This is a genomic window from Rhizobium deserti (assembly GCF_004358025.1).
Lineage (GTDB): Bacteria > Pseudomonadota > Alphaproteobacteria > Rhizobiales > Rhizobiaceae > Neorhizobium > Neorhizobium deserti.
This window is the reverse complement of record NZ_SMTL01000003.1, coordinates 423,653-441,134: the sequence shown is the minus strand read 5'-3', so window position 1 is coordinate 441,134 and position 17,482 is coordinate 423,653. Positions and strand designations below refer to the sequence as shown.

The 17,482-nt window shown below is 60.7% G+C and carries 18 protein-coding genes and 1 pseudogene; 7 read left to right on the top strand and 12 right to left on the bottom strand.

All coding sequences use genetic code 11. The features are described from left to right. Positions 1-17 precede the first annotated feature (17 nt). The 6 genes from E2F50_RS14225 to E2F50_RS14200 form a co-directional block, all read right to left on the bottom strand. Positions 18-1,295: an imelysin family protein gene (locus E2F50_RS14225; RefSeq protein WP_133316821.1), complete on the bottom strand. Its 1,278-nt coding sequence runs from the start codon at positions 1,293-1,295 to the stop codon at positions 18-20. Positions 1,296-1,427: 132 nt separating this feature from the next. Beyond that, entirely contained in the window at positions 1,428-2,717 is a 1,290-nt protein-coding gene (locus E2F50_RS14220) for an RsmB/NOP family class I SAM-dependent RNA methyltransferase (RefSeq protein WP_133316820.1), read from the bottom strand. An 81-nt stretch (positions 2,718-2,798) separates the two neighbouring features. Further along, positions 2,799-3,209, bottom strand: coding sequence for a septal ring lytic transglycosylase RlpA family protein (locus tag E2F50_RS14215; protein ID WP_133316819.1), 411 nt, complete (start codon positions 3,207-3,209; stop codon positions 2,799-2,801). A 379-nt stretch (positions 3,210-3,588) separates the two neighbouring features. Continuing rightward, on the bottom strand, positions 3,589-4,461 hold the full coding sequence (locus tag E2F50_RS14210; protein ID WP_133316818.1) for an SDR family oxidoreductase: 873 nt from the start codon (positions 4,459-4,461) through the stop codon (positions 3,589-3,591). After that, positions 4,458-5,636: a tRNA epoxyqueuosine(34) reductase QueG gene (queG, locus tag E2F50_RS14205; RefSeq protein WP_133316817.1), complete on the bottom strand. Its 1,179-nt coding sequence runs from the start codon at positions 5,634-5,636 to the stop codon at positions 4,458-4,460. Before queG ends, E2F50_RS14210 begins: the two co-directional genes overlap by 4 nt. Further along, the gene (locus E2F50_RS14200; protein WP_133316816.1) at positions 5,617-6,309 is read right to left on the bottom strand and encodes a glutathione S-transferase family protein; all 693 of its coding nucleotides are present in this window, start codon (positions 6,307-6,309) and stop codon (positions 5,617-5,619) included. Before E2F50_RS14200 ends, queG begins: the two co-directional genes overlap by 20 nt. A 271-nt stretch (positions 6,310-6,580) precedes the next feature. On the opposite strand from E2F50_RS14200, the pseudogene E2F50_RS14195 reads away from it, so the two are divergent. Further along, positions 6,581-7,372: pseudogene (locus E2F50_RS14195) on the top strand (undecaprenyl-diphosphate phosphatase); the annotation flags it as partial. Positions 7,373-7,898: 526 nt separating this feature from the next. Here E2F50_RS14195 and E2F50_RS14190 read toward each other — a convergent pair. Together E2F50_RS14190 and E2F50_RS14185 are read right to left on the bottom strand one after the other, a co-directional pair. Next, positions 7,899-8,879 carry a complex I NDUFA9 subunit family protein gene (locus E2F50_RS14190; protein WP_133316814.1) on the bottom strand — a complete coding sequence of 327 codons (981 nt, stop codon included), beginning with the start codon at positions 8,877-8,879 and terminating at the stop codon, positions 7,899-7,901. Positions 8,880-8,981: 102 nt separating this feature from the next. Continuing rightward, positions 8,982-9,269, bottom strand: a complete 288-nt coding sequence (locus E2F50_RS14185; protein ID WP_133316813.1) for a DUF1330 domain-containing protein — start codon at positions 9,267-9,269, stop codon at positions 8,982-8,984. Positions 9,270-9,332: 63 nt separating this feature from the next. Here E2F50_RS14185 and E2F50_RS14180 point away from each other — a divergent pair, with 63 nt between their 5' ends. After that, complete coding sequence (locus E2F50_RS14180) at positions 9,333-10,388, top strand: right-handed parallel beta-helix repeat-containing protein (RefSeq protein ID WP_133316812.1); 1,056 nt, start codon at positions 9,333-9,335, stop codon at positions 10,386-10,388. 35 nt (positions 10,389-10,423) lie between these two features. Here the strand turns inward: E2F50_RS14180 and pyrF are convergent, their stop codons facing one another. From pyrF to dnaN, 4 genes are all read right to left on the bottom strand, one after another. Further along, positions 10,424-11,116, bottom strand: coding sequence for an orotidine-5'-phosphate decarboxylase (gene pyrF, locus E2F50_RS14175; RefSeq protein ID WP_133316811.1), 693 nt, complete (start codon positions 11,114-11,116; stop codon positions 10,424-10,426). Between the two features lie 3 nt (positions 11,117-11,119). After that, the gene (locus E2F50_RS14170; RefSeq protein ID WP_133316810.1) at positions 11,120-11,707 is read right to left on the bottom strand and encodes a histidine phosphatase family protein; all 588 of its coding nucleotides are present in this window, start codon (positions 11,705-11,707) and stop codon (positions 11,120-11,122) included. Position 11,708: 1 nt separating this feature from the next. Next, the gene (pmtA, locus tag E2F50_RS14165) at positions 11,709-12,302 is read right to left on the bottom strand and encodes a phospholipid N-methyltransferase PmtA (RefSeq protein WP_133316809.1); all 594 of its coding nucleotides are present in this window, start codon (positions 12,300-12,302) and stop codon (positions 11,709-11,711) included. Positions 12,303-12,424: 122 nt separating this feature from the next. Beyond that, positions 12,425-13,543, bottom strand: a complete 1,119-nt coding sequence (gene dnaN, locus E2F50_RS14160) for a DNA polymerase III subunit beta (RefSeq protein ID WP_133316808.1) — start codon at positions 13,541-13,543, stop codon at positions 12,425-12,427. 92 nt (positions 13,544-13,635) lie between these two features. On the opposite strand from dnaN, the gene E2F50_RS22965 reads away from it, so the two are divergent. From E2F50_RS22965 to ugpA, 5 genes are all read left to right on the top strand, one after another. Further along, entirely contained in the window at positions 13,636-13,773 is a 138-nt protein-coding gene (locus E2F50_RS22965) for a hypothetical protein (RefSeq protein ID WP_161974149.1), read from the top strand. 24 nt (positions 13,774-13,797) lie between these two features. Beyond that, the gene (gene rsmI, locus E2F50_RS14155; RefSeq protein ID WP_133316807.1) at positions 13,798-14,712 is read left to right on the top strand and encodes a 16S rRNA (cytidine(1402)-2'-O)-methyltransferase; all 915 of its coding nucleotides are present in this window, start codon (positions 13,798-13,800) and stop codon (positions 14,710-14,712) included. Continuing rightward, the gene (locus E2F50_RS14150; protein WP_133316806.1) at positions 14,696-15,082 is read left to right on the top strand and encodes a YraN family protein; all 387 of its coding nucleotides are present in this window, start codon (positions 14,696-14,698) and stop codon (positions 15,080-15,082) included. Before rsmI ends, E2F50_RS14150 begins: the two co-directional genes overlap by 17 nt. 103 nt (positions 15,083-15,185) lie before the next feature. Further along, positions 15,186-16,508: a sn-glycerol-3-phosphate ABC transporter substrate-binding protein UgpB gene (ugpB, locus tag E2F50_RS14145; protein ID WP_133316805.1), complete on the top strand. Its 1,323-nt coding sequence runs from the start codon at positions 15,186-15,188 to the stop codon at positions 16,506-16,508. Positions 16,509-16,588: 80 nt separating this feature from the next. Beyond that, positions 16,589-17,473, top strand: coding sequence for a sn-glycerol-3-phosphate ABC transporter permease UgpA (gene ugpA / locus E2F50_RS14140; RefSeq protein ID WP_133316804.1), 885 nt, complete (start codon positions 16,589-16,591; stop codon positions 17,471-17,473). Positions 17,474-17,482 lie beyond the last annotated feature (9 nt).

Here is a 17,482-nt window from a genome sequence, read left to right as displayed (position 1 = left end):
CCGTCCTTCATCTTGTCTTATTTGAAGACGGCGTCGGGGTTATCGAGGCTGTCGGAGCCTTCGAGCTTCACCGAGCCGAGATCGAGCGAGGCAATGACGCGCTCGACGGTCTTGGACTGGTCGATGAGGCCGTCGATGGCCTTCTGGACGACGGCATTGCCTTCGGCGTTTCCGTCGCCGATCATCTGGTCATAGGCTTCGACCTTCTGGGCGCGGTCCGCCATGGCATTCATGGCTGTCAGGGTCGCGTCGAGCTTGGTCTTCATCTCCGTGTCGAGGCCGGCATCCTTGGCGGCCACCAATTCGGATAGCGACGGTCCCGTCATCTTGGTGCCGTCGACGCGGGTATATTCGCCCGTATAGGCGGACCGGATGCCGATCGCGTCGTTGAGATGCGAGGCATAGGTATTGTCGGAGAAGCAATCATGCTCTTCTTCCGGATCGTGCAGGAGCAGGCCGAGCTTCATGCGCTCGCCGGCAAGCTCGCCATAGGACAGCGAACCCATGCCGGTGAGGATGGCGGTCAGGCCCTTCTTGCCATTGGCCTCGACATTCTTGGTGGCCTTGCCCTTTGGCGCCCAGGCTGTGACCATGTCCTTGAGGTCGGACACCAGCAGCGCCGAGGCAGCCTTCAGATACTGGGCGCGGCGGTCGCAATTGCCATTGGTGCAATTGGTCTTGTCATAATCCGTATAGGAACGCTCGCCGGCACCCGCTCCGGTGCCGTGCAGATCCTGGCCCCAGAGCAGGAATTCAATGGCATGGTAGCCGGTCGCCACATTGGCCTCGATTTCGCCGGCCTCGTGCAGGCTGCGAAGCGTCTTGGCGCTGATCTTGGTGGTGTCCAGCGTCTTGCCGTTCACCTTGATCTTCGGGTTGGCGATGATGTTGGCCGTATAAAGCGCGTTCTCGTCGCTTTCCTTGCCGTAGGAGGTATCGACATAATCGATCAGGCCTTCGTCGAGCGGCCAGGCATTGACCTTGCCTTCCCAGTCGTCAACCATCGGATTGCCGAAACGGTAGACTTCCGTCTGCTGGTAAGGCACGCGCGCCGCGATCCAGGCCGCTCTTGCGGCCTTCAGCGTCTCGTCGCTCGGGGTTGCGATCAAGGCGTCTATGGCCTTGTCGAGCGCCTGCGCCGTCGTCAGCGAGTCCTCGTATTTCGCATGCGCCAGTTCGGCATAATGCTTCAGCACGGCGGCCGAAGTGGTGGCGGCTTGAGCCGGCGTGACAACAAAGGCCGCCGAGGCGGCAAACAGCGCCAGCGCGGCGCCGGAAATGGTTTTGCGGATCATCGTCCCTCTCCTGTCGCGACGGCAGCCCGCCAGTCGCCGAAAAGTTCATCGCGCAAATGGAAACTGGTGTCAAACGATCTAGTTTAGAACAGTTTGAAATACGCTTCCGACACTGCGCGACCGCGTTCTCGCTCAGGACTTCCTCTGCATGCGGCAGAAAAAGAAACCGTCCGTATCGGTGCTTGCGGGGGTGAGGGTTACGCCACCGCCATCCCTCATGCGCGGACGCGGGCTGTCCTTGCCGAACAAGCGCTCCCAACCGTCGGCAACCGAAGCAACCGTGAAGTCCGGATTGTTTTCGCAGAAACGGGCAGCCTGACGGTCGTTTTCCTCCGGCAGAATGGAACAAGTGACGTAAACCAGCGCACCGCCCGGCTTAACGAAGGCGGCCGCTTCGCTCAGCGCCTCCTGCTGCTGCGAGATCCGCTCCTCGAGATTGCGGGGAGTGAGCCGCCATTTGGTGTCCGGACGGCGCCGCCATGTGCCGGTGCCGGTGCAGGGGGCATCGACCAGAACCGCATCGAGCTTGTCCTTCAGTGCCTCCAGCTGACGCGGATCGTCATGGACCTGAACATTGCGGGTGCCGGCCCGGCGCAGCCGCTCGATGATCGGCGCTAGTCTTTTGCGGTCGGCATCATAGGCGTGGATCTGACCCTTGTTGTGCATGGCCGCCGCCATGGCGAGCGTCTTGCCGCCACCGCCGGCACAATAGTCCAGAACCTGGTCATGTTCACCTGGCTGCACGAGATCGGCAACGATCTGCGATCCCTCGTCCTGCACTTCAAACCAACCTTTTTGGAACGAAAGCTCGGCGGTGACGTTGGGAAGACGGGACGCTCCTTCGCCTGCGGCAATCCGGATGCCGTTGCGAGCGAGGTGAGAGGCCTTGGCGCCCGAGCGTTCCAGCGCCTTGACGACCTTGTCGCGCGACGCCTTCAATGTGTTGGCGCGCAGATCAAGGCTCGGGCGGGCGGCCAGAGCCTTGGCCTCCACCAGCCATTCCTCGCCGAAATTGGCTTCGAAGGACGGCTGGATCCAGTCGGGGATGTCGCCCTGCACATGAAGGGGCGCATCGTCAAGATTGCGGGAGGCGAGGGCTGTGACATTCGCTTCGGTGAGCGCCGGCGGCGCGAAGCGGTCATCGGTGAAGTCGGACTGCAGTGCCTCGGGCGTCATGTGCCATTGGCGGATGATGACGGCATAGGCGAGAGCGGCAGGGCTGTCGTCGTCCATCAGCCAAGCATGCGAAAGCCGCATGCGCAGGGCGTCATAGACGATATTGCCGATCGCCGCGCGATCGCCGGAACCGGCAAAGCGATGGGCTAGACCCCAATCCTTGAGCGCGTCTGCGACGGGACGCTTGCGGTTTTCGATATCCGCCAGCACGTCAATCGCTCCGGCCAGTCGCCCGCCTAGTCGCATCTCATTCTCCGTCTCGGTTGCACCCGTATGGCCGGGTCCTAGCCGTGATCGGGATGAAGGGCAAGAGCAGAGCGAAACGGCTCAGCCGTCGATTGCCTTCAGGCCCTTGCCTGCGATCTTCTGATTGGCGCCGGCATCGACGACCTGGAAGCAGACCTGGGCCGTGCCCGAGCTGACCATGCCGATGTTCTGCGCTGCGGCCTTGGATACGTCGATGACGCGTCCGCGAATGAAGGGGCCTCGGTCGTTGATGCGCACGACGACGCTTTTGCCATTGCGCTTGTTGGTCACGACGACCTTGGTGCCGAAGGGCAGCGTGCGATGCGCGGCAGTCAGCTTGGCAGCGTTCATCCGTTCGCCGGACGCAGTCTTGGAGCCCAAGGCATACCAGGAGGCATGGCCACAGCCGGCAGCATGAGCCTGCGCGGAGCCGAGAAGTGCAAAAGCAGCAATGGCGGCCGCGGCGAAAGTCGAGCGTCGAGTTGTTGTCAAATCGGTCGTCCCCGTTCGTTTTGTCCCTGCACGTGGCGTGCGGATTGGTTTAAGCGGGGCGAAAAATGGCGAAAAAGTGGGATTTCCTATCACGGAACATTACAGTCTGTAACATTCGTGATTAGATTGCAGTCTATCTTGTTGAGGAGCCAGCTAAGGTTAATCGGAAGAAAACATTTAGAATCAGTCTTAAACCGGAATCGTATTCTTCTCGATTCCGCCAATGCCGCTGTTCACGAAAAACCCAGAAAAAAATTTTTGGAAAAGCGCCTTGAGGCGCCCTATTTCGGGAAATTTTGTGATTCACTGCCGTAGGTCTTAAGAATTTATGACTAGGCTACCGGCTGAAAATGGAAATTTCACCTTTTCGGACGGGGAACTATCCTCTCCATTTGTCGCTCGACCAGAGCTGCGCCAGCGACATCCGGTATTCCGGAAACCGAAAGCGGAAGCCAAGGCGTCGGATCTTCCCATTCGACACCTTTTTGTTGGCGCCATAAAACGAGCGGGCCATGGCCGTCATTTCCGCCGTCTCGAAGTCCTGCTCCGGCGGCGGTTCAATACCCACCAGCCGGGCTGCTTCGACGATGACATCCTGCGGCGGGGCCGGCTCGTCGTCGGTGACATTATAGATGCCGCTGAACGCGCCGTCGGCGAGAAAGCGCGTCGCACCGCCGATATCTTCGACGCGTATGCGGTTGAAGACCTGACCCTTCTTGATGATGCGCCGCGCCTTTCCTTGAGTGAGGTTGACGAAGGCATTGCGACCGGGCCCGTAAATCCCCGACAGCCGCAGAACGGCAACCGGCAGGCCGGCCGCGTGACCTTCCGCCACCCAGGCATCCTCGGTATCCACACGGTCGATGGAGCGCCCATGGATCGGCGACCCCGGCGTCTCCTCGGTCACCCAGTCCCCACCATGATCGCCGTAGACGCCGACCGTCGAAAGATAGCCGATCCAACGCAGTTTCGGAAAAAGCGCGGACAAGCGGCCCGTGACGAGCGTCAGCAGCGGATCTCCACTCGATCCGGGCGGGATGGATTGAACGAGATGCGTCACCTCCTGCAATTCCTCGGCCAGTTCCAGGCTGAACGGGCTCCCATCGAAGACGAAGGCCTTGATGCGCTTGGCCGCAAGTTCCAGAACTTTATGCGGACTGCGTGCCGTGCCCGAGACCCGCTCGGCGTCCGGCAGAAATGCCTCGGCAATTGCCTGGCCGGAATAGCCGCAGCCGAAGATCATCACGTTCATTGGGCCGCTCCCGCCATTCGCCATTCCTCTTGCACGTCCGGATCGTCCTCGCCTGCATGCGCCTGCGAAAAGCGCAGGAACTCTTCCGGCAGCATCAGGCGTTTCAAGGCCCAGACGGCCATGCCGCGCACGGTCGGCGACGGGTCGCCGGCAAGCTTCAGGCATTGCTCGATCCGACCGGCATCGCCGGAATTGCCGGCCGCGATCAGGACGTTGCGGACGAACCGGTCACGGCCGATGCGCTTGACGGGCGAGCCGCTGAAAAAGGAGCGGAAGCCGGCATCGTCGAGCGTCAGCAGGAATTCTACCGAGGGCTCCTTGAGGTCCTCGCGCGCCTTGAGCTTCATCTCCGACGCGCTCGCTGCAAACTTATTCCACGGACAGGCGGCCAGGCAATCGTCGCAGCCATAGATGCGGTTGCCGATCAGCGGTCTCAGCGCAGGGTCGATCGGCCCTTTGTGCTCAATGGTGAGGTAGGAAATGCAGCGGCGCGCGTCCAGCCGGTAAGGCGCCGGAAAGGCCGCGGTTGGACAGGCATCGAGACAGGCGCGGCAGGAGCCGCAATGGTCCTTCTCGGCCATGTCGAAGTCGAGTTCGGCGGTGGTGAACAGGCTGCCGAGAAACAGCCAGGAGCCATAGGCACGGCTGACAAGATTGGTGTGCTTGCCCTGCCATCCAAGCCCTGCCGCCTCGGCAAGCGGCTTTTCCATAACCGGCGCCGTGTCGACGAAAACCTTGACGTCCTCGCCGGCACGGGCGGCAAACCGGGTGGCGATTTCCTTCAGCCGGCCCTTGATGACGTCGTGGTAATCGCGGTTGCGGGCATACACCGATATCGCGGCCTTGTCGGGCTTGCCCAGGATGTCGCGGGGATCCTCTTCGGGACCGTAGTTGAACCCGAATATGACAATGGAACGCACCTCGGACCACAGTGTCTTCGGATCGCTGCGGCGCTCGCGGGTTTCCGACATCCAGTCCATCGTGCCGTGATGGTTGTCGCTCAGGAAGGTCTCAAGCCTTTCGGGCGCTTTGGGGATGCTGTCGGGCCGGGTGATGCGGCAGAGATCGAAGCCCTGCGCGGCCGCTTCCTCGCGGATGAAGGCCGTCAGCTTGCCGCGCCGGCGAAGCGCTTTTTCGGCAAAGCCGGCTTGTCCTTCAGAAGTCGAGATCCGCATAATGGGACACCGGAGTAAGGCCGCGGATGCGCTCGGAAAGCAGCGGCCGGAAGGAAGGGCGCGATTTGAGACGCTGATACCAGTCCTTGGCGACCGGCGTCTCGGACCAATCGATCTCGCCCATGTAATCGAGCACGGAGATGGAAGCGGCGGCGGCAAGGTCGGCATAGCTCAGCCGGTCTCCGGCAAGCCAGGGGCGGGAGCCCGCGAGCCAGGCGAGATATTTCATATGCTGGCGGATATTGGCGCGCGATGTGCGCAGAACCTTGGAATCGGGTGCGCCGCCGCCCTGGGCTGCCGTCATCTGCAGCTTGTAGACCCGTTCCCGGGTCAGCGGCCGGGTGACGTCCTGCTCCATCTTCTGCAGGAACCATTCCGTCAGGCGGCGAATTTCCGCCCTCTGCCAGGGATCTTCCGCCAGCAGCCGCCGGTCGCGCTTCAGCACGCCATGAGTTTCGTCAAGAAATTCCATCAGCACGGCGGGCCCGCAAAGCACCCGCATATTGTCGTCCACATAGACAGGCAGCGTGGCGGCCGGATTGAGCGTCAGAAATTCCCGGCGCTTTTCCCAGGGCTGCTCCTCCACCAGGTCGCTGTGAAAGCCGTATTCGGCGAGGATCAGCCGGACAAAGCGCGACGCGGAAGACATGGAGTGATGGTAGAGTGTGGGCATTATTTCTTTGTCCGCCTTTTGGCGTCTTGACGACATGATATCTGCATCAACTTCCTACCAACCGCGATTTAACAAAGATATAGGATTGCGCTATCGCTTCGACCGGGGATCAAGGATGCGGGAAACCCGCCCTAAGCCCTGCCAATCATGGATATTTCATGGCCGTACGACATTATTGGATCGTTTTCTTGCCTTGAAGGCAATTTAAGCCGGCTGCCGCTGCCTTTGTCAGAACGCAATTTCCGCCATCAGATTTCAATCGGAGACATGTATGGAATATATCAACGCTGCCCTTCTCGGGGTCATAGAGGGCATAACCGAGTTCCTGCCGATCTCCAGTACGGGTCATTTGATCATTGCGGAGCAATGGCTTGGACGGCGCTCCGATATGTTCAACATCGTCATCCAGGCAGGCGCCATCATCGCCGTCACCATCATCTACTGGCGGCGGCTGATGGATCTGCTTCTGGGCTGGCGCGAGCCGAAGAACCGCCTTTATGCCGCCAAGCTGATCGTCGCCTTCCTGATCACCGCCGTCCTCGGGATTATCGTCAAGAAGCTCGGCTTCGAACTGCCGGAAAATGCGACGCCGGTCGCATGGGCACTGATCATCGGTGGCTTCTGGATGATCTTTGCCGAATGGGCCGCGGCAAAGAAGCCGCCTTATACGTCGATCACCTGGTTTGTCGCGATCCTGGTCGGCATAGCCCAGGTCGTGGCCGGCGTCTTCCCCGGCACATCCCGTTCCGGAGCGACCATCTTCATCGCCATGCTAGCGGGCACCGGCAGCCGCGTCGCGGCGACCGAATTTGCTTTCCTGGTCGGAATCCCGACCATGTATGCAGCAAGCGGCTACGAGCTGGTGAGGACGATCCGCGACGGCAGCGCTGCCAATGAAGACTGGACGTCGCTGGCGATTGCCTTCGTCGTGTCGACGGTGGTTGCCTTCGTGGCCGTCAAATGGCTGCTGTCCTACATCCAAAGCAACCGCTTCACCGCCTTCGCCATCTACCGGATCATCTTCGGCGTGCTGCTCCTGGGGCTGGCGGCGATGAACTATATTCCCCAGGATGGCGATGCTGTCCCGGCAGGCGCTGCCGCCACCGAACTACGCCCTGTGATCGGCCAATAACCCAGCTAGCAGCCACGCAAGCTGCCGGGCAATAAAAAAGGCGGCCAGTGGCCGCCTTTGGCTTACCGGCGGATCGACGCCGTGCTGCACGGATCCACCCCATAGGCCGGGGCGCAATCGAGATTGCCGGCCGCGTCGGTTCTAGGGGCCATGAAGGAACCCGCGAGGATTACCAGTGCGGCACACGCGAAGAAAAGGGCGATAGGCTTGCCCATGGAAAAAGCCTTTCAAATGAGGGTGTGTCTGCCACAGCCGGGTTCAGGATCTTGGCGTTTGTGTATTGGCCGCCTGGGCTAAATTCAATAAAGCTTTTTGCTGAACCGGGCGTTAACGCAAGGTAGCGAACAACTGCGGCCTTTGTGCCACATTAGCTTCAGCGAATACAATCAAAACAAAGCCATACCCGCCTTGGCGGCGGGTTCGCCAATGAATGACAAGATCTTGTCTGCGAAAAATATCAGGCGGCCTTGCCCGAATTGGTGAACTGGCCCTGGGGCCGGTAACGCACCAGATAGGAAGGCAGAACCGAAGCAACAAGCGTCGGATGGATGCCGATCCCGGCCAGCGTGCGTCCTTCTGCGACGGCATTTTCCGACACGACATTGTCGACCTTCAGCAGTTCGACCTGATCGGCGGTGATCGGCGGGGAAACAAGCGGCACCATGGATGCAAGGCTGCCGATCATGGATGCGACGCCAAAGGGCAGGGAAACCAGCGGGCGCTCGCGGTTGGTGAAGCGCAAGACGGTCTCAAGACAGTCGCGGAACGTCATCACTTCGCCGCCGCCCAGTTCATAAACCATGCCGTCGGCAATCGTGCCGTCGACCGACCGGCCGACCGTTTCGGCGACATCCTCGACATAGACCGGCTGCAGTCTCGTCTTGCCGCCGCCGATCAGCGGCAGGGCCGGGAAGCTGCGGGCCATATCGGCGAATTTGTTGAAGAAGCTGTCTTCCGGCCCGAAAACGATGGACGGGCGCAGGATGACCGCATCCGGCATGAGCGACATGATGGCGGCCTCGGCGCGGCCCTTGGAGCGGGCATAGCTGGAGGACGAGTTCGGATCGGCGCCGATGGCGGAGATGTGAGTGAGCTTGGCGCCGGCCGCGCGTGCAGCCTCGGCGACGGCGCGGGCACCGAAATCCTGCACGGCGTCGAACTTGTTGCGGCCCGATTCAAACAGAATGCCGACGCAGTTGACCACATGCGACGCGCCTTCCACGGCCCGATCGACCGACTGGCGGTAGCGCAGATTGGCCTGCACCAGGGAAATCTGGCCGATATAGGCGGTCGGCTGCAGGAAGCCCGCCAGATCGGGCCGCCGAACCGCAACCCGGACGCGGTAGCCGCGCCGGATCAGCGAACGCACCACATGCCTGCCGACGAAACCCGAGCCTCCGAAAACGGTGACGAGTGGCGGGAGGTTGTTGACGGTCATGGCATGCCCCGGACGTTGTGGGAAAGATCGAGTGTTGTTTAGCCGAATCCATTGGCGGGTGGAAGTGTTCCGCTTCTGCATCCGGGAGATATAATAAAGCTCCTAGAGCCCTTCGAGAACCACGATCTCGCCGTCGGCCACTTCCTGGCGGATCTTGATGGCGATCGCATATTCGGGCGAATTGTAGCAGTCGATCGCCGCCTGCATGGAGGGGAATTCGATAATGACATTGCGCGCCCGCGACTGACCTTCCATCTCGGCCATGGCGCCGCCGCGCGCAAGGAAGTTGGCGCCATGTTTTTCGAAGGCCGGCTTGGCGGCCGCGATGTAATCCTTGTAGCGCTCCGGGTCGCGAACGTCGACGCGTGCCACCCAATATCCTTTGGCCATGAAATTTCCTCCGGCAGATGTTCTTCTTCCGGTGACTTCAGTCAATTTCCCGGGCATGTCAATATGATGAGGATTTTGCGCTATCTCGTGCCGGCAGGTATTCTGCTTCTGTGGTGCCTGGCTGCTCCGGCACTGGCCAAGGCCGGACCAAAGGCCTGCGGCAGGGAGGTTTATGAGGAACTGCGGGCGCCGGCTTCCGCTGGGACCGCGCCGGTTTCGATTGCCTGCGACCTGACCCTCGCGGCGACGGATGTGATTTCGATGCCGATCGTCTATTCGGGCAGCGCCGCTTCCGGCAGCCGGCTTGACTGCCATGGTGCGACCCTCGACGGCACCGTTCCCGCTGCTTTGGCCGTCCTGATTGAATCGGTCCGCCGCCATGACGGCAGTTGGGACCGGCCGGTGGATATCACGATCCGCAACTGCATCATCAAGGGCGAGATCAATATCCGCGGTCTTGGCCGCAATGGTGAGGCTGAACTCGTGCGCCAGTCGTCGTTGACAGCGGGGCATACGGCGCGAGCCCAGGCTGCCGCCCCAAGCCGTATCCGGCTCGAAAACATCACGTTCGTGGCGCAGCGCAACATCCCGCTCTATGCCGGTCCGGGGGTGACGGAACTAACGGTCGAAAAATCCACCTTTACAGGCACGAGCAGGTCGGTCGGCCTTTATCTCGATGCGGAATCGGCGCGCAACCGCATCCTTGCAAACCTCTTCGACTTACGAACGCTGTGGCGGGAACAGCTGGCTGTCGACGGTTCGGCGGAAAACAGGATCGAAGACAACAGGTTCGAGAACCCGGTCAGCGGCGGAATCTTTCTTTATCGCAATTGCGGCGAGGGCGGCACGATTCGGCATCAGGCGCCGCAGCACAATATCATCGCCAACAACATCTTCCATTATCGCGACGTCGCAGGCGCGCGCCCGGCGATCTGGTTGGGAAGCCGGCAGGGGAACAGGTTCTACTGTTTCTCCAGGCCGCGGGCGGCATTCGGCAGCGGCCTGAGTGCCGATGATGAGGCACAGTACAATACTGTGACCGGAAACGGCCTGCTCGGCGGCGAGCCCAACCTCATCCTCGATCAGGATGAGAACAACATTGTTTCAGGCAATCGGTAACGCAACTGCGCGATCCGGCCGCCGGTAACGGCCTGTCAAAGCACCGACTGCATTTCGGCAAGAATGGCCTCGGCTGCGGCCTTCGGATCGGCCGCCTTGACGATCGGTCGGCCGACAACGAGATGGCTTGATCCGGCCCGGATGGCGTCGGCCGGTGTCATAACCCGCTTCTGGTCGCCTGCCTCCGAGCCTGCCGGACGAATGCCGGGCGTGACTACGGCCATGCCGGATCCGACAATGTTTCGCACGGCCGCCGATTCTTCCGCGGAGCAGACAATGCCGCCCATGCCGGCGGCAAGCGCCTGTTCCGCGCGCCGCAGAACCAGACTGTGCGGATCATGATCATAGCCGGCCTCGATCAGGTCGGGCTCGTCCATCGACGTCAGCACGGTCACCGCCAGCAGGCAGAGATCCGAGCCCTTGGCCGCTTGGACGGCTGCACGCATGGCTTTGGGATAGGCATGAAGGGTGAGCATGGTGACGCCCATCTTGGCGATATTCTCGACGCCGTTCGCCACCGTGTTGTCGATGTCGAGCAGCTTCATGTCGAGAAAGACCTGTTTGCCGTCCTTGACCAGATCTCGGGCGAATTCGAGGCCACCAACAAAGGCGAGCTGATAGCCGATCTTGTAGAAGGAAACCGTCTCGCCGAGCGTCGACACCATGGTCTCGGCTTGCGCAATGGTGGGAATATCGAGGCCCACGATCAGCCGGTCACGCGCGTTCATGTTTCATATCCCCTGCCATTTTTCGAATGGCGTCCAGTCGCACGAGACGGTTCTGTTCGCAAGCGACAAGCAGAAGAGATTGCCGCCGCCGCCCGGCTGGTCATGACGGCGCGAAATGGCCTGGCCCTGCAGATGGCATTTCAGCAAGGTTCCGACGCCGCCATGGCCGACAAAGGCGATCGGCAGCTCGGCATCGTGACCGTCCAAGAGCGTGCTGACGGCGGAAACGATACGGGCCTGAGCGTCGACAGCCCTTTCCCAACCCTTAAAGCTCTGATCCGGATAGGCGAAGAACCAGTCGGCCGCTTCCTCGAACTGCGGCGGCGGCAGGAAGCCGGTAGCAGACCGGTCGTTTTCGTGCGTGCCGTGCAGGATTTCGACTGGGACGCCTGCCGCGGCGGCCAGAAGTTCCGCGGTTTCGATCGCCTTCACCTCGTCGCTGGAGACGATCCGGCGCAACTTTCCGGCCCAGTCGGCCTGCGCAGCCTGTTCGGCCCGCGCCCGGCCGATGTCGGACAGACCCCATTGCGGAACCGGCACATCGGCATCGATACGAACCTGCGGGTGGGTGATGTAGAGACCGAATGTCATGTCAGCCGCGCGAATAGGTCCAGAGCTGGGCAGGCGGAATATTGCGCATGACGAAGTCGTAATGCTTGATCCGGTAGCGGTCCGGGTTGGCGACGATCGGCGAAACGGGACTATAGGTGATCTGGATCACCGGCCGCCCCGGCGGAAGCCGGTCAAGAAGGTCTTCCAGAAGCGCGATCCGTCGCTCCATCGGAAAGCTCAGGAGCGGGATCGCCGAGATGACGCAGTCGAATCTCGTGTCCTTAAGGGACGCCAGTGTCGCGTCGAGATCGAAGGCATCGCCGTTGATAAAGTTGACACCCAGAAAGCTTCTCGTCAGGTGGTGGTAGAACGGCGTTGAGTATTCGATTGAAACAAGATTTTGAGGCGCAATGCCGCGCTTGAGAATGGCTTTGGTGATGATGCCGGTCCCAGGACCGAGTTCAAGCACCGGAAGGCCGGACGCGGGATCGATGACGCTTGCCATACGCCTGGCCGTCACCGAGGAGGTCGGCAGAATGGCGCCGACCTGTTTCGGGCCATCGATCCAGCCTTTGAAGAAGCGAAGCTCCTCGTCGAACTTGCGGCCAAGCCGCTCCTTCAGGCGTAGTTCCATGACGCTTCTTCTCCCTTGCTTCATTGTAACTGGACCTCGCATGCCGCAAAGACAAGGATAAATGTCGCAGGCGGAAGAGGTCAAAGAAGAAGGCGGCCGGTTCCCTGCCGCCTTCTTCAGGTCTAAACGCGCATCGGCATCAGCACGTAGAGCGCATCTTCATGAGCCGTATCACGCACCAGGGTCGGCGAGCCGGCATCTGCCAGCATGAAGATTGCATCTTCACCGGAAAGCTGCGCCGTGATGTCGAGCAGGTATTTTGCGTTGAAGCCGATTTCCATTGGGTCGTTATCGTAGCCGACGGCGACTTCTTCCGTGGCGCTGCCGGAATCCGGATTGTTGACCGTCAGCATGAGCTGGCCATCGGTTAGGGACAGTTTCACCGCACGGCCGCGTTCGGAAGAAATGGTCGAAACGCGGTCGACGGCTTTGGTAAAGCTCTGGCAATCGACGCGCATTTCCTTGTCATTGCCGGTCGGAATGACCCGCTGGTAATCCGGGAATGTACCGTCGATCAGCTTCGATGTCATGACGATGCCGCCGATCGACAGGCGGATCTTGGCGTCCGAAAGCTCCACGGTGACCACCGCTTCCGCATCGTCCACCAGCTTCTGCAATTCGCCCACCGTCTTGCGCGGAACGATGATGCCCGGCATGCCTTCCGAACCGGCAGGGGCATCGACATCGGCGCGGGCCAAGCGGTGGCCGTCGGTGGCCACTGCGCGCAGCTTCAGCGCACCCTTGTCCTCGATTGTGTGGAAGAAGATGCCGTTCAGGTAATAGCGGGTTTCTTCCGTCGAGATCGCAAACTGCGTCCGGTCGATCAGCATCTTCAGGTCAGTGGCCTTCAGTTTGAAGGTATGGCTGAAGCTGCCGGCCGTCAGGTCGGGGAAATCGGCTTCCGGCAGGCATTGCAGCGAAAACTTCGACCGGCCGGACTGAACGGTCATGGATCCGCCATCCGGATTGGTGGCGAGCAGCACTTCCGACCCGTCGGGAAGCTTGCGGACGATTTCATAAAGCAGATGCGCCGGTACGGTCGTCGCGCCGGCCTGTTCCACCATCGCCGGCACTGCTTCGGTGATTTCCAGATCAAGGTCGGTCGCTTTGAGGTCCAGATTGGCGCCGGAGGCACGCAGCAGCACGTTGGACAGGATCGGAATGGTGTTGCGCCGCTCCACCACCCTGTGGACGTGGTTCAGCGACTTCAAAAGGTTGGACCGCTCAAGAGTAATACGCATGGACGCTATCGCTTTCGACCGTGGCGGTCCGGCCTGCCGGAACGCCTGATATTCTGCGGCTTTTGGGAAGCCGGATGACATGGACCGGCAAAATGGCAGAGATCGACCGGCAAAAGCAAGAGGCGAACGGCCTGACGCCAGACCAATCCACTGGCGGAACGGCTCAAATGCATAAACTTGCCGATGGTTTACTTGCCGAACCGAAACGCCTCGACCATAACAGGCCATGATCCCTGATATCGACCTGACATCCCGTGACTGACGAACCGAAGATCCAGCGCGGCTATCGTGTCGCCAATGTGTTTGTGCCGGCAAGGCCGCTGGAGCCTGCGCTTTATCTCGTCGCCACGCCGATCGGCAATCTCGGCGACATTACGCTGAGGGCGCTCGAGACGCTGGGTGGGGCAGACGTGCTTGCTTGCGAAGATACGCGGGTGACGCGGGTCCTTCTTGACCGCTATGGCATCGTCAACCGCCCTTACGCTTATCACGAGCACAATTCCGACGAAGTGGGCCCGAAGCTGATTGCAGCGCTCGAGGAAGGCAAGTCGGTGGCGCTGGTCTCGGATGCTGGAACGCCTTTGGTGTCCGATCCCGGTTACCGGCTGGGGCAGATGGCGATCGAAGCCGGCCATCGGGTCGTGCCCATACCCGGCGCCTCGGCACCGCTGGCCGGCCTGGTCGGATCCGGCATGCCATCCGATACATTTCTGTTTGCGGGCTTTCTCCCGGTCAAGGAGAAGGGGCGGCGTGACCGGCTGGCCGAGCTTTCGAAGGTCCCGGCAACCTTGCTATTTTTTGAATCGCCTCATCGCATCGGTGCAGCGCTCGCTTCGGCGGCTGCCGTCCTCGGCGGCGGGCGGCGGGCCTGCATCGCACGCGAACTGACCAAGACCTTCGAGGAATTTCGCCGCGGCACTCTTGAGGAGCTTGCGGATTATTACGGCGGCGACCGCGTCGTGAAGGGGGAGATCGTGCTTCTCGTCGCACCGCCCGATTTCGACGACGTGCCAGGCGCTGTCGAAGTGGACGTGCTTCTGCGCGAGCTTTCAGCCACCATGCCGACAGCAAAGGCGGCTGCCGAGGCTGCGAGGCTGACCGGCCTGTCGCGCAAGGATCTGTATCAACGGCTGCTTGGCTTGAAGGGCGAAGATGGCGGGAACCAATAGCGCTCGGGCGCCGAGAGGAAAGACCGAACGCCAAAGGGCGCAGCGCCGGGGGCGTGTTTCCGAACTCGTCGCAGCAGTCTACCTGGTTCTAAAAGGCTACCGCATTCTTTCTGTCCGATACCGGACTAAGCTTGGAGAAATAGACCTCATCGCTCGCAAAGGGGATATTGTCGCCTTCGTCGAGGTCAAGGCACGGGCAGGCCAGCAACAGGCGGTCGACGCTGTCAGTTTCGAATCCCAGCACCGTATCCGCGCAGCCAGTGATCGCTGGCTTTCCACACGTGGCGACGCCGCACAACTCTCCCAGCGCTACGATGTGATCGCAGTCCTGCCTTGGCGCCTGCCGCGTCATTTCCCTGACGCGTTCTGAGCGCTCAGCTTCTGTCATAAATCTGAAACATTTATGTTACGGTCTTGTCATATGCCAGCCGTATTGCCATCCTCATCCCCGGAAGTGGGAGAGGAGATCATCAATGTTCAAGACCTATTCAGCGGCCGCGCTCGCGGTCCTTCTATCCGCAGGCTCGTCGCTTGCCGCGACCGAAGTTACCTGGTGGCATGCCATGGGCGGCGAGCTCGGCAAGAAGCTCGAGGAAGTGGCCCAGAAGTTCAACGAGAGCCAGACCGAATACAAGGTCGTTCCGACCTATAAGGGAAGCTATCCGGAAACCCTCAATGCCGCCATCGCTGCATTCCGTGCCAAGCAGCAGCCGGCCATCGTCCAGGTTTTCGAAGTCGGCACCGGCACGATGATGGCGGCCAAGGGCGCCGTATACCCGGTCTACAAGCTGATGAAGGATCAGGGCGAAAGCTTCGAGCCGAAGTCGTTCCTGGGACCGGTAACCGGCTACTACTCGGATACGCAGGGCAATATCCTGTCCTTCCCGTTCAACTCGTCGACACCGATCATGTATTACAACAAAGATGTCTTCAAGAAGGCTGGCCTTGATCCGGAAGTGGCTCCGAAGACCTGGAAAGAGGTCGAGGAATTCTCCAGGAAGATCGTGACATCCGGCGCCGCGAAGTGCGGTTTCACCTCCGCCTGGATCACCTGGGTCCAGACCGAAAATCTTTCCGCCATTCACGACAAGCCTTTCGGCTCGCTCGACAACGGCTTTGGTGGCTTGGACACGAAATTCGAATTCAACGGCCCGCTGCAGGTCAAGCACTGGGCGAACCTGAAGAAGTGGCAGGACGAGGGACTGTTCAAGTATGGTGGCCCAGTCGCCGGCGACCAGGCAGCTTCGATGTTCTTCGCTCAGGAATGTGCCATCACCATGAACTCGTCCGGCGGCCGCGCCGGCGTCGTCAACAATGCCAAGAGCTTTACGCCTGGCTTTGCTCCGCTTCCCTATTACGACGACGAAATCAAGGAGCCGAAGAACTCCATCATCGGCGGCGCGACCCTCTGGGTTCTGAACGGCAAGGACGATGCCACCTACAAGGGTGTCGCCAAGTTCTTCTCCTACCTGTCGAAGCCGGAAGTCCAGGCCGACTGGCACCAGTTCACCGGCTATCTGCCGATCACCAACGCCGCCTATGAATACGGCCAGAAGCAGGGGTATTACGACAAGACCCCGGGTGCCGACGTCTCGATCAAGCAGATCATGCGCGGCACGCCTTCGGCAAATTCCAAGGGCGTACGGTTCGGCAACTTCGCGCAGGTCCGTACGGTTGTAGACGAGGAGTTTCAGGCTCTGCTGTCTGGCAAGAAGGACGCCAAGCAGGCTCTGGACAGCGCTGTAACGCGCGGCAACCAGCTTCTGCGCGAGTTCCAGTCCGCCAACTCCAACTGATCGACGGCCAGGTCGCTCAAGAGGCCGGGCCGGCATTGCCGGCCCGGCCTTGGCTGTCGTAGCGGAGTAGCAGGGGAAAAATGGACACCAAAAGAACAACCTTCAACAACAGGCTGCTGCCCTATCTCCTCCTGGCGCCGCAGCTGATCATCACCCTCGTGTTTTTCATCTGGCCGGCTGCCCAGGCGTTCAAGTCTTCCGTCGAGCGCGAGGATCCCTTCGGCTTCTCCACCGTCTTTGTCGGTCTTGACCACTATCGTCGGCTGCTCACGGATCCGAACTATCTCGACGCGCTCTGGCGCACGGGGATCTTTGCAGTTGCCGTTACGGTCCTTTCCATGGGGCTTGGCCTCGCCTTCGCGGCCGCCGTCGACCGCGTTACCCGCTCGTCCCGGATCTATACCACCTTTCTCGTATGGCCTTATGCCGTTGCCCCGGTGATCGCCGGCGTCCTCTGGTGGTTTTTGTTCAATAGCTCGACCGGCATCCTGCCCTTCTACCTGTCCAAGTTCGGCATCCGCTGGGATCATGACCTCAACGGCACCCATGCCATGATCCTGATCATCATCGCCGCAGCTTGGAAGCAGATTTCATACAATTTCCTGTTCTTCCTGGCAGGGCTCCAGTCGGTGCCGCATGCGCTGATGGAGGCCGCGGCGATCGACGGATCGGGGCCGGTGAAGCGGTTCTTCACCATTGCGCTGCCGCTGCTTTCGCCCACCACCTTCTTCCTGTTCATCATCAATGTGAACTACGCGATGTTCGACACCTTTCCGATCATCGATGCGACGACGACCGGGGGACCGGCACAATCGACCACGACCCTGGTCTACAAGGTCTATCAGGACGGCTTCGTCGGCCTCAATCTCGGTTCGTCCTCGGCCCAATCGGTGCTGCTGATGCTGATCGTGATGGTTTTGACCTTCGTGCAGTTCCGGTATGTCGAACGACGGGTGCAATATTGAGGATCACCC